General features: G+C 54.8%; 11 protein-coding genes. 9 read left to right on the plus strand and 2 right to left on the minus strand.

What is annotated here, in order from left to right; genetic code table 11:
• The first annotated feature begins 254 nt into the window (after nucleotides 1-254).
• Both AABA21_RS04975 and AABA21_RS04980 read left to right on the plus strand, forming a co-directional pair.
• Entirely contained in the window at nucleotides 255-785 is a 531-nt protein-coding gene (locus AABA21_RS04975) for a MarR family winged helix-turn-helix transcriptional regulator (protein WP_338247888.1), read from the plus strand.
• Entirely contained in the window at nucleotides 742-3,489 is a 2,748-nt protein-coding gene (locus tag AABA21_RS04980; RefSeq protein ID WP_338247889.1) for a PEP/pyruvate-binding domain-containing protein, read from the plus strand. The genes AABA21_RS04975 and AABA21_RS04980 overlap by 44 nt, the downstream gene beginning before the upstream one ends.
• Nucleotides 3,490-3,685: 196 nt before the next feature.
• On the opposite strand, the gene AABA21_RS04985 is transcribed toward AABA21_RS04980, so the two are convergent.
• Nucleotides 3,686-4,564 (minus strand): GNAT family N-acetyltransferase, encoded by an 879-nt coding sequence (locus AABA21_RS04985; protein WP_338247890.1) that lies wholly within the window; start codon nucleotides 4,562-4,564, stop codon nucleotides 3,686-3,688.
• Between the two features lie 111 nt (nucleotides 4,565-4,675).
• Nucleotides 4,676-5,839 (minus strand): RNA-guided endonuclease InsQ/TnpB family protein, encoded by a 1,164-nt coding sequence (locus tag AABA21_RS04990; RefSeq protein ID WP_338251000.1) that lies wholly within the window; start codon nucleotides 5,837-5,839, stop codon nucleotides 4,676-4,678.
• Nucleotides 5,840-6,499: 660 nt separating this feature from the next.
• On the opposite strand from AABA21_RS04990, the gene AABA21_RS04995 reads away from it, so the two are divergent.
• The 7 genes from AABA21_RS04995 to AABA21_RS05025 all read left to right on the plus strand — a co-directional run bounded on the left by AABA21_RS04995 (nucleotide 6,500) and on the right by AABA21_RS05025 (nucleotide 15,029).
• Nucleotides 6,500-7,210, plus strand: a complete 711-nt coding sequence (locus tag AABA21_RS04995) for a FadR/GntR family transcriptional regulator (RefSeq protein ID WP_338247891.1) — start codon at nucleotides 6,500-6,502, stop codon at nucleotides 7,208-7,210.
• A gap of 266 nt (nucleotides 7,211-7,476) precedes the next feature.
• Nucleotides 7,477-8,445: a carbohydrate ABC transporter permease gene (locus AABA21_RS05000; RefSeq protein ID WP_338247892.1), complete on the plus strand. Its 969-nt coding sequence runs from the start codon at nucleotides 7,477-7,479 to the stop codon at nucleotides 8,443-8,445.
• A gap of 10 nt (nucleotides 8,446-8,455) precedes the next feature.
• Nucleotides 8,456-9,340, plus strand: coding sequence for a carbohydrate ABC transporter permease (locus AABA21_RS05005; RefSeq protein WP_338247893.1), 885 nt, complete (start codon nucleotides 8,456-8,458; stop codon nucleotides 9,338-9,340).
• A 120-nt stretch (nucleotides 9,341-9,460) separates the two neighbouring features.
• Nucleotides 9,461-10,807, plus strand: a complete 1,347-nt coding sequence (locus tag AABA21_RS05010) for an ABC transporter substrate-binding protein (protein WP_338247894.1) — start codon at nucleotides 9,461-9,463, stop codon at nucleotides 10,805-10,807.
• Nucleotides 10,808-10,832: 25 nt separating this feature from the next.
• On the plus strand, nucleotides 10,833-12,803 hold the full coding sequence (locus AABA21_RS05015; protein WP_338247895.1) for an alpha-galactosidase: 1,971 nt from the start codon (nucleotides 10,833-10,835) through the stop codon (nucleotides 12,801-12,803).
• Complete coding sequence (locus tag AABA21_RS05020) at nucleotides 12,800-13,939, plus strand: mandelate racemase/muconate lactonizing enzyme family protein (protein WP_338247896.1); 1,140 nt, start codon at nucleotides 12,800-12,802, stop codon at nucleotides 13,937-13,939. Before AABA21_RS05015 ends, AABA21_RS05020 begins: the two co-directional genes overlap by 4 nt.
• A gap of 331 nt (nucleotides 13,940-14,270) precedes the next feature.
• Nucleotides 14,271-15,029, plus strand: coding sequence for an SDR family NAD(P)-dependent oxidoreductase (locus tag AABA21_RS05025; RefSeq protein WP_338247897.1), 759 nt, complete (start codon nucleotides 14,271-14,273; stop codon nucleotides 15,027-15,029).
• Nucleotides 15,030-15,251: the final 222 nt, after the last annotated feature.

Genomic DNA, 15,251 nt, shown 5'->3' on the forward strand with positions numbered 1-15,251 from the left:
AGTGCTTCCTTTGTCAAGAGGAGGAGCGCGTCTGAGTTCGTTGACGGGACGGACGATATATTATTGAATGGACACATGGTGCTTAAACGAATGGACAACGTCGGCATCGTGGTGGAATCCCCCGATGCCGCTATCTCTTTTTTCGCTGAACTTTTTCACCTCCTTCGACTTTCAAAAAGCCCTGATTATCACACAGAGGAACCTTGACATTTGCTGATAGTGGGAGCTATCATTTTGATAGAGAAATTAGTTGCATGCATGCACACAAATATCGGGAGGGCGAGACAATTATCAACAATGATGATACTGAATTGCTCACCTGGAGTATCAAACAATTTCGGAGAACCATTCTGAGCGATTTCATCTACGGGATGGTTCAAGCCTTTGAGGATTTTGATTATTCGCTGCCTCAAATGGCAACCTTGCTATTCCTGGATGAGCAGGGCGATCTGACCATCAAACAGGTCGCCGAGGTACTGGGACGCTCAATGTCGGCGACCAGCCGCCTGCTCGATCAACTCGTCACGCGTGGAATGATTCATCGCCGAGGAGATGAGCGGGATCGACGGGCCAAGCTGGTCGCCATTACCGAACAGGGGCGAGCGCTGATTGCGACACTAGAACAACGGCGCGCTGAGGCGCAGCTATCCGTCATGGATTATCTCTCAGCTGAAGAACGAGTTGCTGTGACTCGTGGAATGGTACTGCTCGCTGAAGCCGCGCAGAGAAGGAGAGCACAACATGCGTCCTCCACAACAAGAACAGAAGAATCAACAACATCCTAGCTCTACCGATTACGCACTCCCTTTGAGCGCCCTCAATCGTGACATGCTGGCGCTGGTCGGTGGCAAAGCCGCTAATCTTGGGGAGCTTACCGGCGCGCAACTCCCCGTGCCGCCCGGATTCTGCGTCACCACCATCGCCTACGCGCAGGTTGCAGAGGAAGCTGATCTGCATAATGTTCTGGATCACTACCCTGCTGGAGAAGATGGAGAGACTGAACGACTGGCGAACATGGCGCAGGCCGCCCGCACCCGCCTGCTTGCCGCGATGATGCCCAAAGAGATTGCTGATGCCATCATCACAGCCTATGACGTTTTGGGCTCTGGAGAACCTATCCCTGTAGCAGTGCGTTCCTCTGCCACCGCCGAAGACCTGCCCTTTGCAAGCTTCGCGGGCCAGCAAGATACCTACCTCAACATTGTCGGGAGCGATGCCGTGCTGGATGCTGTGCTGCGCTGTTGGGCCTCACTCTGGACCGACCGCGCGGTACGGTATCGTGAGAGCCTTGGTCTCGACCAGCGTACTACTAAGCTCGCCGTCGTTGTGCAACGTATGGTCCAATCCGAGGTCGCGGGCGTCCTTTTCACCGCCAATCCTGTCACTGGCAAGCGTCGTCAAGCTGTCATCGATGCCAATCCTGGCCTGGGAGAAGCTGTCGTCTCCGGCGCGACCAATCCCGATCATTTTGTCGTCAACACTGCGACAGGCGAGATCATTGAGCGCAGGCCTGGCGATAAGCGCGTTGTTATCAGCGCAGCGGCAGGCGGTGGCACGTTGCGTCGCGAATCCCTCGATGGCCACAAGGAAGCCTGTCTCACCGACGACCAGATCCGCGCTCTGGCCGCTCTAGGAGCGAAGGTCGAAGCCTACTATGGAGCGCCACAGGATATCGAGTGGGCCATTGACCATTCGGGAGCGTTCTGGCTCACGCAATCGCGTCCGATCACCACCCTCTATCCCTTGCCTGTCAACGCCCCAACCAGTGACGACGTGCTGCGAGTCTACTTCTCGTTCAACGTCTTCCAGGGCGTCAATCATCCCTTCACTCCGGCAGGAGCCTCACTCTTCCATTTGATCGGATCAGGGATTGCCGCAGGAGTGGGCTATGCGCAGCCCGATCCCCTGGCTGGCCCTCCCGTAATACGTGATGCTGGTCAACGTCTCTACCTCGATGTGACACACCTGTTACGGAACAAGATAGGACGCCGTCTGCTCATAGGTGCGGCGAGCTTCGGTGAGGCTCGTTCAGCGCCGCTTTTCAAGCAAGTAATCAGCGACCCGCGCCTCTCGCTCATGCCGACGAAGCTCTGGCACCTGATACGCGCTTTGGGTTCCGCATTCGAGAAAACGCGGGCACCACTCTACGCCCTTCAGGCATTGTTCTGGCCTCAGGCTGCTGTGAAACGGGTACAGCAGACCGCTGAGCGTGTACGAGCGACAAACTTCATCACACCTGGCCTCACGAGTAAAGAACGCCTGAGAGAAGTAGAGCGTTTTGTCGGGAATTTCTTGAGGATCATCGGCGGATTAGCACCAGTGTTGCCCGTTGGGCTGGGAAGTCAAGCTATCGCGGGCAGGCTGTTGGGCGATCTTGCGAAGCCAGAGGAGAGGCAGGTAGTGTTGCGTGGCCTCCCGCATAATCCAACCACAGAGATGGATCTGGAGCTCTGGCACCTGGCGCAACGACTGACTGGCTATCCCGACATCGTTGAGCAGATGCACGAATCCACACCTGAGCAACTGGCACAGGGGTATCGGGCAGGCTCCTTGCCGCCTCAGCTCCAGCAAGGATTGGCGGCATTTCTCGCGCTCTATGGGCATCGTGGCGTGGCTGAGATCGACCTTGGCCTGCCGCGTTGGTCAGAAGATCCAACGCACATCCTCGGTGCGCTTTCCAACTACCTGCATCTGAAAGACGTCAATTTGGCTCCCGATGTGCAGTTCCAGCGAGGCGCACAAGAGGCCAAAAGCATGCTGGCCGAACTGGTCCAGAGAGCAAGGAGCAAGAGCTGGCTACGCAGTCGGCTGGTTCACTTCTTCCTGAGCAGGACTCGTGAGCTGGTTGGCTTGCGTGAGATGCCCAAGTTCACTATTATCTTGATGATGGCGCGTATACGTGAGTTGCTCTGGTCGATTGGCGAAGAATTGGAGCAGGATGGGCGGCTGGAAGCTGCTGAGGATGTATTCTTCCTCACCTTGCGAGAGATTCATAGCGCACTGGCAGGCCAGGATATGCATGATGTCGTGCGCGATCATCGCAGCGCGTACGATGTTGAGCTGCGTCGTCGCCACATACCACGTGTTCTGCTCTCGGACGGCACTGAACCCAGCGCCCTGGTCACCGACGAGGCTGATGAGGCTCCAGGGATACTGCGAGGAACACCAGCATCGCCCGGACGGGTCACCGCGAAGGCCAGGGTCATTCTCGACCCAACCGGCGCGCATCTGGCCCCTGGCGAAATTCTGGTTGCGCCCTCGACCGACCCTGGCTGGACTCCTCTCTTCCTGACGGCGGGCGGGCTGGTGATGGAAATGGGTGGGGCCATCTCCCACGGCGCCGTTGTGGCTCGTGAATACGGTATCCCGGCAGTCGTCGGAGTTGCCGGAGCCACCGAGCGCATCACCACCGGTCAGTGGCTCACCGTCGATGGCGCAGCTGGCAAGATCACGATCGAAGAACCAGCAGAAGCACCGGCTGCCGACTGAAACGGTTGAGAAGCGAGAGCAGCCTCTGATTTTGTGTCATACTGGTGAGACAAGTGAAATCTCCTGAGATTGATTGATTTTTGGCTAAACTCAATCAATCTCAGGAGATTTCCTTTTGCCTGGCATTCCCTAAAAAAATTCGGGATGAGACATGTCTATGGACGTTCGTTTCCCATTCTCCAATTTTGCGTAAGCGTTAATTGGATAGTGAGAGGCGAGAGTAGTCGTAGCTTCCGGTCTCCTGGAAGCCAACGGACTGATAGAGGGAGAGTGCGTTTTTGTTCTCTGTAACCACTTCCAACCAGATGTTTTGCTGACCACCCTTGATGATTTCCTGGACGGTGCGGGCCAGGATATGGCGTCCATACCCTTTGCCACGCTGTTCCGCAACAACGGCGAAGCCAAGGATTGAGCTGCTATCTTTTGCGTGATGCACATCGATTTTGCCGATCACCGTCCCGTTCATCTCTCCAATATAGTAGCGATGATCCGGTTGTGTCAGGCTCTCCGGTGTATACCAGTCGACCTCTTCACCTGGAATGCCGAAGGCTTCGGCGGTAATCGTGGACATTGCTGGCAGGTCATAGACTGTCGCTGGTCGGAAAAGGAGATCCTCTTTGAAATTTTCAGGTGCGTGGAATTCGGTCAGGATCATCTTATATTCGCTATGATCATAGGTCGTAGCATACTGGCGAATAAAGGCCTGACCGGCGGGCGAGGCCTGTTCTGCGATCAGCAGGAGCGATGGTAATTTGCGGCGACGTGCTTCCTGACAGGCGGCATTGAAGAGTGTGCGAAAGATGCCACGGCGGCGGTACTCGGGATGAACCATGCCACAGAGCTCACCTTCCTGTCCATTAAAGCTGAAGAGTGGGAGGAAGCCAACCAGTTGCTCATCGGCGTAATAGAGGAAATCGCTGAGTTGATCTTCAGGACGTTTGTGCAGCACATTCAGATTAATCTTAAGGTCGAGCCCCTCATGCTGATTGCAGATACGGGCGAGTTCTTCGATTTCAGTTAATGTTGTAGCGTCGAGACCACGGCTCTCAATGAGGCCCTGTTTTTGTATTATCATGCATTCTGCTCCGATTAATGTAGGAAAACGTATGCACGCATCGCTTTCCCGCGTCTTTCGTTGTTGCTGCTTCATCCGTAGGCGCCTCAAGACCAGGTGGCCCTTTTGGTCTTACCCCGCGTCCACAGCCAAGTTTTCGTCTTCGTCCGAGCCAGTACCGGAGACGGCTTGATCAACGAGCCCGATCAAGCGCAGGGCTTCTCGTAGGACATTCTGACCAGCATTGTGGTCGCGATCCTGGGGAAAGTGAACATAGGGGCAGCAGGGATTCTGGCACACAAAGATGCGATCTTTGAGGGTCATCTGCTCCCACGTCCACCCACAGCAGTGGCAGGTCTTACTGGAAGGAAAGAAACGGTCGACCTTGATCACCTGTCCGCCTCGTTGGGAGGCCTTGCTTTCCAGCAGGCGCACTAGCGTGCCGAGCGCGGCGTCAGAGAACGCGCAGGCCAGCCGTCGGTTTTTGAGTAGCCCCTTGAGATGCAGGTTCTCGACCCCGATGAGGCCATAACAGTCCACCAGCCTGGTCGAAAGCTTCTGCAGGACATCCTGGCGCAAGCACACAACCTGGTAGTGCAAACGTGCTACCTGCCTACGCGCTTTTTCCCGATTCTTCGACCCCGGTTTTCTCCGATGCAGGCGTTTGTTGGCTTGGCGCAGTTTCCCCAGTGCGGTTGTGAGAAAGGCTTGGTTCTCGACTTGCTCTCCCGTACTTAAGGTTGCCAGGCGGTTCAATCCGACATCAATGCCCACCGCTGCCGCTTTCTTCTCAGGGATCTTGTCAGGCAATTCGACCTGGATACTCACGAACCACCAGTCGGCGGTCCCGGTGATGCGTGCACCGAGAATCTTCCCCTGAAAGCGAAGATTCTCGGCCATATTGACCCATCCGAGCTTGGGAACCCAAAGACGATGATCCCCGAGCGTAAATTGGTCGTTGGAGAGATAGAAGCTCGGCTTGCTGCGTTTCTTGCTCTTGAACTTCGGGCGGCGAGCCTTGCCGGTGAAGAAGGCGGTAAAGGCTTTGCCCAGATCGAGAATGGGTTGGTCAGAAGCGTTCTTGGTCACCTCCCAGGTCCAGGGGAATTGCTCCCGTCGGATCGCGTTAAAGTGCTTCTTGAGCGTGAGAGCGGTCGGTTTCTCCCCAACGTCATAGCGCCGATTCCACTCGGACAACGCCCAATTCCACACGAAGCGGGCCACTCCTGCGGCGCGTGCCAAGGAGTTGGCCTGTTCTGAAGTGGGATGCAACCTGATCTTATGGGCGCGAATCATGCATTTTTGCTCGTTCTCCTGCCTGATATTCACCTCAGTATAGAGCAAATGTTCTCCCTTGTCAAGGAACCAGAAAGCGTGGCGTTTTGCCGATTGTTGATCCTTTTTTCATCCCTTTTTGGAAACAGTTGCATTCTCTCTAAAAACAAAAAATATTAACACATCCGTAGTATATATGGGGGCGTCAATATTCTTTGTGAGATTGTTTACATATTACAGCATTGAGATATCGATGGATGCAGTATAAATATGGAGCAGATCTAAACACTATCTCCACCTTCTGCGACACTAACGACCAATATATGGTGGACTTGACCCGTTTTCGTAGAGTGCTCAAAGATGAGAGTTGGACAGCCCGCTTTTCTCGCCCACGCAGCCCTCTTGATTTTTTCGCCAACATCACCTATTGGTTCGTCCGCTTAGCTTTTAATGGATATAGCCGTTGCCAATAGGATCATCTGTCCCGCAGGCGGCCGGGCCGCTGCCATGGTTGTGACACACAACACAATAAATAGTGCCAACACCAGACTGGCAGCAACAGGCTTTATCTCGCAACGCAATTTATCGCAGAGGCTTGACAGAACCGAGAAAATCACATTATACTGATAATGTGATAAAGTGATGTGATCACTATATCAATTCTGAGAGAAAGGGCACACTGTGATTGAGGTATCGCGCCAGAGCTTGAGTGATCAAGTCGCGCAACATTTGCGTGAAATGATCATTGAAGGGGAGATTATCACCGGTCAGGCATTACCATCGGCGCGCAAACTGGCCGAACAATTCGATGTCAGTTCCGTCGTGATTCGCGAGGCACTCAAAACACTGAGTGTCAACGGGCTGGTAGAGATACGACATGGGGCTGGTTCTTTTGTCACGGCACCGGATCAGTGGCATGTTGCTGAACCCATTGCGGCCCTTATTCGTAGCGGACAGGCTGACCTGCTACACGTTGTAGAGACGCGCGCAATCATCGAAGCCGAGATCAGCGCGCTGGCTGCTACACGTCATAGCGAGTCCGACCTTCAGACGCTCGACGCAACGCTGGCACGGATGGTAGACACACAACACGATCCAGTAGCGTTTAGTGCTGCGGACATGAGATTTCATCGCGCCCTCGCCGCCAGCGCGGGCAATCCAGTGCTGGCGCTCGTCCTGCAACCACTGCTAGGTCCCATTCTGACCCTGATGCTACGCGGAACACGCATTGCCGAAGCCAGATCACGATCGATCGATGAGCACCAACGCATTCGCGCCGCGATCGCCGCACACGATCCAGAGGCGGCACGCGCAGCGATGCAACTGCATATGGAGACCAGTCGTGAGGAGGTCCGGAAACTGCAACATGAGCTCACCAGCGACGAAGGTTGAGCGTCATCACCTGCAACAAAACATGGGTTGAATCACAGGTAGCGGCGTCATCCATATATTCACATGGAAGAACATATGGTCGTCCTGATAACAGGACATAATGTTGACATGTTCCATTGCACATGTCAACCGGAATGATGGGAGAGGAGAAGCAAAAAAAATCATACACGCGACCAGAGGGAGGAATACCAAAGGCATGAACTCAAGGGAGAGTCTGGGTACGATCACCCATAGGCGACATGCAATGCACAAAGGAGGGGTGCTCTATGCATACCATCTCTGAACAAGCGTCCGGGCAGCAACCCACCAGATCGCAACGAATGCGACGCAAGAGGCAGCGCAGTCGGCGAGAACGTCGTGAAGAATTGATAGGCTATCTTTTTGCCTCACCAATTATTATCGGCATCATTACCCTCGCCGCCTATCCATTTCTGGCAAGCTTCTACTACAGTTTTACCGATTATAATATCATCCAGCCACCATATTGGACCGGCCTGCAGAACTATCATGATCTGTTTGCAGATCCGCTCTTCTGGCTCAGCCTGAAGAATACACTGATCTATAGCGCCGTGGTCATTCCGCTCAACTTGATCTGTGCGCTGGGGCTCGCCGTTCTCCTCAAACAAAAATTACGCACCATCGGCTTTTTCCGCGCGCTGGTCTACCTGCCTTCTGTCATACCGAGCGTGGCCGCAACCATCCTATGGCTCTGGATTCTGAACCCGCAGTACGGTGTACTGAATAATCTGTTGGGCAGTATTGGGATTACAGGACCGGACTGGATCAATAATCCCGCCTGGACCAAACCCTCCCTGATACTAATGAGTTTATGGGGCATTGGTCCCGCAGCCATCATTTTTCTGGCCGGGCTCCACGATATCCCCGAAGCGCTTTATGAGGCAGCCCGTATCGATGGAGCCGGGCGCATCGCCTGCTTCCGCTTCATTACCATTCGACTGGTCACACCTACGCTCTTCTTTAACCTGGTCTTAGGCGTCATCGGAACGCTGCAGACCTTCAATGAGCCCTATATCTTTGGAGGGAATGGGGGTGGCCCGGCAAATAGCATTCTGATGTATGTGGTGTATCTCTACCAGACGGCGTTCCGGGATTTCCAGATGGGATACGCATCAGCCATGAGTATTATCCTATTTATCGTTATTCTGATACTCACACTTATCGTCACAACGACGTCCAGGCGCTGGGTCTACTACGAAGCAGGACAGCCTAAATAAGGAGAGATCGATGAGTATTCGGACACTATCAATCAGACGGAGCGATCGCAAACGTCCCTTTTTAGAGCAAGAACAGGTGATACGCGTCTTGTCACTCGTGGCATTGATCATCCTGAGCTGCATTCTGCTTTTCCCTATGGCCTGGATGGTAAGCACGTCACTCAAATTACCCAGTGATGTCTTTACGATTCCCATACAGTGGATCCCGAATCCTATCGCCTGGGGCAATTACCCGCAGGCGCTCCAGGACTTCCCTTTCTGGACGTTCCTGGGGAATACGGTGTTCTATTGCATTAGCGATACCATTCTCGTCGTCGCAACTTCGGCGATATCAGCATACGCATTCGCCCGCTTACGCTGGCGTGGCCGCGAGGTGGTCTTTATCCTGATGCTGGCAACGATGATGATCCCATTCCCCGTCACGATGATCCCAACCTATCTGATCTTCAAGTGGCTTGGATGGCTCAACTCATTTAAACCATTGATCCTTCCCGATCTTACGGCAAGCCCATTTTATGTCTTTCTGCTACGGCAGTTCTTCCTGACCATTCCAAATGAGCTGAGCGAGGCCGCATTTGTCGATGGTGCCAGCCATGTGCGCGTCTTCTGGCAAATTGTGCTGCCGCTGGCGAAGCCAGCGCTCCTGGTTGTGGCGATCTTTACCTTCACATCGGATTGGAATAACTTCATCGGACCGTTGATCTATCTGGACGATCAATCGAAGTATACGCTGGCACTAGGCCTACAGGCGTTCCAGGGGTCACAATGGCATGGAGCCCATTATGAACTGATGATGGCAGCGGCGTTCTTAATGACGCTCCCAATGGTTGTCCTCTTCTTCGTCGCACAAAAATATTTTGTGCAGGGCATTACTATGACCGGGTCCAAGGGGTAATGCTCCTTGAGCACATCCCGGACCTCTTGTCGATAGATACATGTACGTATTTGATACACCGCTAGCTTTATTGGATGCCGTTGATTGACATCCTCTGCTGCACGGAAGGAGCTCTCTTTAATGCACATACCGCATACTCACCGTCGTTTCAGTGCGTTTGCACTCTGTGAACTCTTCCTTGTCTTTGTCACGCTGTCTGCTACACTCCTGGCAGGATGCGGAAGTTCAACCAGCAGCGACGCGAACGCGAAACTCACCTACTGGCATCTGTGGCCGGACAAATTCTACGGTGGCATTCAGAATAACCTGGTCAAAACATTCAATCAGACCAAGCCTGGCTTTACGGTCACGCCCCAGGCCCAGGGCGACACCAGTAAGTTCCTGGCCTCCGTCTCAGCCGGAAACCCACCCGATGTGTATATGGTGCCAAGCGGTCCGATCCAGCTGGCAGTACAGGGTGCGCTCATGCCGCTGGACAACTACATTAAAAACTCGAAAGTGATCAAGCAGTCGGACTTCTGGCCTGGAACGTGGTCAGCGTGCACGTATAAGGGGCATGTCTACTGTATTCCCTACGTGTTCGACTCCTTTGCGCTATTTTGGAACAAGGATCTCTTTAAAGCGGCTGGACTCGATCCCAACAAGCCACCGACAACATGGTCCGATCTGGAGACGTATTCGAAGAAACTGACGAAGTACGATAACAAAGGCAACATTTCTCAGCTTGGCTTCGCGCCCTGGATTGGTTCGACTTCGGCGGCTGAATGGCCAATGTGGGCAGATGGCGGTCAGATGTGGGATTACCAGAGCGGGCAGCCCACCATGACACAACCTGGCAATGTGGCGGGTTTGCAGTGGGAGGTCAATTGGGCCAAGGAGTTCGGTGGCTATGACAAGCTGCAACGTTTCAACAGTTCTTTTAGTGGCAATACGAGTTTCCTTGGACAGAAAGTAGCCATGTGGGTTGGGGAATCATATTACCTGTCATCGCTGCAGCAGTACGAGCCAAATCTCAACTTTGGTGTGGCATCCTTCGGTATACCCCGACCCGATGCGTCACACCCCTACATCAATGGATCTGTTGACGGCAATATGCTCGCCATCCCGACCGGTTCCAAGCATCCCGACCAGGCCTGGAAGTTTATTGAGTGGAACGCGACAACGGGCGTCCATAGCTGGGTAACACAAGAAGGCGATAGCTCTGCCCGTAAGGCCGACATTAATGTACAGCCAACCGTTCTGAAAGAGCCCTATCGTAGTGACTACTCCATCTTCGCGAAATTACTCAGCGGACCGAACGTCTATTATGACCAGGGAAGTCCGGTCGATCTGTACTATGCCAGCCAGCGCGACACTGAATTTGACCTTGCTCGTCGTGGAAAGGTAACTCCACAGCAGGCGCTACAAACGCTGCAAACTGACGTTCAAGGTCAACTCAAGAAGGCGCTCGCTCACTTTCACGGATAGCAACGATCAATCAGGAGAATAGCTGATGGCTGATACACCACAAAACCAGGCGGCCCTGGCGCTTCAGATGTACCTGGATACAAGCGCGTCACCACTTGGATCGGCACTTCAGCGCGCACCGATGATGAACATTGGCATTGACGAGGGGGAGCTTGCAACGCTTCCCCTCGTCTCTGAAGCCCTGACCGGTTCGCAGCGGCTGCGCGCAACACATGCCCAGGATCTGGCACTCACTGTAGATGTTGAGCCGGACCCGGCCCGGCACGCGCTGGTCTGGCAGATGCAGATGGCGCAGACCGGGGAGCAGCCAGGACCTCGTGTCCATAATTTTCGCCCACTGCACATCGCGCTCGATGGCTCGTTAGCGCCCGACCTGGTCATTCACACCTGGCGCGGGGGCGCGCAGCAGTCGTTTTTCCCGCCCGATGCGATTACGCCAGAACGCCATGTGCTCTATCCACGGACGACCGCTTTTTACCAGGATGGTACCTTTACGATCGGAACACATGGCGGACGTTCCAGTGATCAGTACATGCCTTATATGTTGATCACGACGGCTGATGATAGTGGTGGCCTCTGGGTTGCCCTCGGCTGGAGCGGGAACTGGCAAGCGCGCTTTGTAAAACCACGAGGCACCTCGGACCTGCATCTTACGATCCAGATTGAACCCTGCGATCTACGCCTACCGTCGGGAACCACACTACAGGGTCCCGCCATGGCCCTGGGTCTGTACGAGGGAGATGCTGCCGTGGGCTATAACGCGCTCCGCTCCTGGCTCCGTTCTCATATGCCCGCGTTGCCATCATCAGATCTGTCACACTTCAATACCTGGACGGCCATGGACGCAAACGTGGATGAGACACGCCTGCTCGATGCGGTCGAACAGGTAGCGGGCAACGGACTGCACTATTTTATGCTGGATGCCGGCTGGTATCCCAGCCCTCCCAATGACTTCTACAGCGGCGTAGGCAACTGGCGTGTCGATGAGACAAAGTTCCCGCGTGGTCTGGAGGTCGTGGCCGAACGTGTCCGCCAACGGGGCATGGAGATGGGGCTCTGGTTCGAGCCTGAACGTGCATACCACACCACTGAACTGGCCACGCAACATCCTGAATGGCTCCTGCGTGTTCCCGGTCGTGAGCATGCGCTGGTCAATTTCGCCTTGCCAGACGTACGCGCCTATTTCCGTACATTTATCGCCGACCTGGTTCAGCGGCTGGGATTACGCTGGCTGAAATGGGATTTCAATATAGACCCGCTTCCTTACTGGCAACAGGCCAATGATGGCGGACTGGCTCACCTGGGACACATCAATGGCCTGTGGGAAACGTTCGACTGGTTACGCAGTACGTTCCCTGAACTGACCATCGAAAATTGCGCCAGTGGTGGCAACCGCTTAGACTGGGCATTGTTTAGCCGCGCGCACGTCAATTTCGCCAACGACCAGTATACAAACCCGGATTGCATCCGGCGTATCCTTGGCCGCATGGGAACCTTCCTCCCAACCGAACGACTCAATATGATCTATGGCCCCTTTCAACGACGGGAGTATGATGACGCTGCCTGGCAGGTATTGGAGGGAAGTTCATTTGGCGTCAGTGAGCCGATCGACAACTGGACCGGGCAATTTCGTACCAGTTTGCGCCATCACCTGGCCCTTCATCGTGCGACCGACGCGTACAGGAGCGGCCATTTCTATCAGCTCACACCCGATACAGACGATCTGTGCGCCTGGGAAGGATGGCAGCTGCACGACCCGGAAACCGGCAGCGGCGTCCTTGCGCTATGGCGTTCCGCCTCACCGGAAGAACAGGTCAGCCTGCACGTACGTGAGATCGACGAAACGCGCAGCTACCGGATCACAGACCTGTATCACCAGTCCGGTTCGCAAACGGTCAGAGGCCAGCAACTAATCCACGGGCTGACAGTCGGCCTAGCACGTGATGCCGCAACCCTCTGGACCTATCATCTAGTGGATGGAGAGGAAAACCAGTGAAAATTACCGATGTTGAAGCGATCCCATTGCGCCTACCGAACATAGATGATGCTCGTTGTGATGGAACGCAGGATGCACTGATTATCCGTGTGTATACTGACGAAGGCTTCATCGGCCTGGGTGAGGTGGACTCCTCCCCGATGGTCGCCAAAGCCATTATCGATGCTCCTCCCAGCCATTCCCTGGCTCGCGGCCTGCGCACAATCCTGCTCGGACAGGACCCATTTGACGTGCAGATGCTCTGGCATAAAATGGTTGAGGGAACAATCTACTTTGGGCGTGCAGGGGCGGCCCTCCAGGCGATCGCGGGCGTGGATATAGCCCTGTGGGATATCGTAGGGCAGGCGACGAAGCAGCCGATCCATAAGTTCCTGGGTGGCCGTTACCGAGACCGCGTACGTGCCTATGCCAGTGCGATCATGCCCGAAACGCCCGAGAAGGCATACGCCCAGGTAAAGCAGCTTGTCGACCAGGGATATACGGCGGTCAAACTGGGGTGGGGACCCCTGGGACGCGTCTCGGAGCGTCTGGATGTTGAACTGGTGCGGGCGGCACGGGCTGGGGCCGGCGAGCATGACCTGATGCTCGACATCGGATTGGTCTGGAACGCTACCCAGGCAAGAAAAATGATACGGCGCTTTGAAGAGTTCGATCTGTTCTGGCTCGAAGAACCCCTGCCACCCGGTGACCTGACCGGGTATGCCAGGCTCGCCGATAGTGTCGACACACGAATTGCCGCCGGAGAGCAGGAGACAACATTCCAGGGATTTGTTGATCTCATCGAGCAGGGACATATCGACGTCGTGCAGCCCGATCTTGCGCGGGCGGGCGGCCTGACGCCGGCCATACGATTGGCACAATACAGCTATGACCGCAATATCCTCTGCGTCCCACATGCGTTCTCAACCGGCATCCTGGTGGCAGCTTCACTACACTACGTTGCCAGTATGCCCCATGGACAACTCACCGAGTTCACCGTCAGCGAAAGCCCGCTCGCACGTGATCTGCTGGCCGAGCCATTCCAACTGGAGGCGGATGGCACCCTCTGTGTACCACAGGCACCCGGCCTGGGTATCCACTTAAACGAAGAGGTATTGCGTCGCTATGCACAGGTCCCACTCAGGGACGGTGCATAGGAACGAGCCATCGGCGGCCAGGACCAGGCCGCTCCCCCTACGGAATGCCGGTTGTGATGGTGCAAAAAGGAGCATGTCCGTTTGTTCGACACGCTTGTTCGGATCGAACGGAAGAGGATGACATGTCTCATCCCGATTGGATCGAACACACGAATGGAACCGCTCATATATCAACCAAACGGGGAATTCGGTAGGGGCAGCGGATTGGCCCTGCCCACGGTGGCATATACAGCAAAGTGCCCCCAATGGATACAAACATCTTTCTATCAATAGAATTTGTTCATGTTCATGCGGCGGCTCAAGGAGAAGAAAGGATGACGGAGAAAACACCATGAGCAAAAGTCGTCAGAAGGTCATCGTGACCGGCGCTTCATCTGGCATCGGTAGAGCAACGGCACAGCGCTTTGCGCAGGAGGGATGGGATGTCTGTCTGACGGCGCGGCGTGAAGAGAGGCTACAACAGGTGCGAGCAGAACTCGCACCAGGACATCATATCGTATGCGCCGGCTCTTATGATCATCCTGAGACAGCAGAGCGCCTGCTAGCGGCACTCCAGGCGGAATGGGGGCACGTCGATGCGCTGGTCAATTGTGCCGGTGTCTCCATGGCAGCCGCAGTCATTGATTCCCCATTGGAGGAGTGGCGTAAACCGCTCGACATCATGCTCAACGGAGCCATCGCGATGACCAGGCTCGCAGTCCCATTGATGCCCGATGGCAGTCGGATCATCCATGTCACATCGATTCATGGAGAAAGGGTCGAGAACCGCAGCAGCGCCTACGCGCTGGCCAAGAGCGCCATCAACCACTACTGCCGTGCGCTCGCTCTCGAACTCGCGCCGCGCAACATCCTGGTCAACGCCATCGCGCCTGGCTTCGTCGATACGCCGATGAGTGTCATCGATGGCGTGAACGAATTGCAGAGCGAATGGTTTCGCCAGAACTACATCGATGGGCACCACCTTCCCCTCAAGCGGGCGGCACAACCTGAAGAGATAGCAGGTGTCGCATGTTTTCTTGCCGGGCGCGATGCTACCTACATTACCGGGCAGATCATTACCGTCGATGGTGGATTAACCATTGGCTTTTGAAAACTCCGAAATATTCAATACGAGCTCCGAAACAAGTAGGCGATTTCAGTGTACGTCCGAAAAGAGTAGGCGCTCGTTTAATACGTTCATCCTGCTACTTCTGGATTGTCCATGTTCTACTATTTTACTTGCTGTGAACAAAGATTGACATGTGTGAGAAAGGATAACCGAAGGAGTCAGCACAGGTAGGCATTTCATCTTTGAGGTGCTATACTACGCGTG

This window comes from Dictyobacter halimunensis (assembly GCF_036245075.1).

Coding starts and splice junctions, on each gene's coding strand:
- AABA21_RS04975 (WP_338247888.1), top strand. CDS start 255: ATGCATGCACACAAATATCGGGAGGGCGAGACAATTATCAACAATGAT.
- AABA21_RS05000 (WP_338247892.1), top strand. CDS start 7,477: ATGCATACCATCTCTGAACAAGCGTCCGGGCAGCAACCCACCAGATCG.
- AABA21_RS05025 (WP_338247897.1), top strand. CDS start 14,271: ATGAGCAAAAGTCGTCAGAAGGTCATCGTGACCGGCGCTTCATCTGGC.
- AABA21_RS05010 (WP_338247894.1), top strand. CDS start 9,461: ATGCACATACCGCATACTCACCGTCGTTTCAGTGCGTTTGCACTCTGT.
- AABA21_RS04985 (WP_338247890.1), bottom strand. CDS start 4,564: ATGATAATACAAAAACAGGGCCTCATTGAGAGCCGTGGTCTCGACGCT.
- AABA21_RS05015 (WP_338247895.1), top strand. CDS start 10,833: ATGGCTGATACACCACAAAACCAGGCGGCCCTGGCGCTTCAGATGTAC.
- AABA21_RS05005 (WP_338247893.1), top strand. CDS start 8,456: ATGAGTATTCGGACACTATCAATCAGACGGAGCGATCGCAAACGTCCC.
- AABA21_RS04990 (WP_338251000.1), bottom strand. CDS start 5,839: ATGATTCGCGCCCATAAGATCAGGTTGCATCCCACTTCAGAACAGGCC.
- AABA21_RS04980 (WP_338247889.1), top strand. CDS start 742: ATGCGTCCTCCACAACAAGAACAGAAGAATCAACAACATCCTAGCTCT.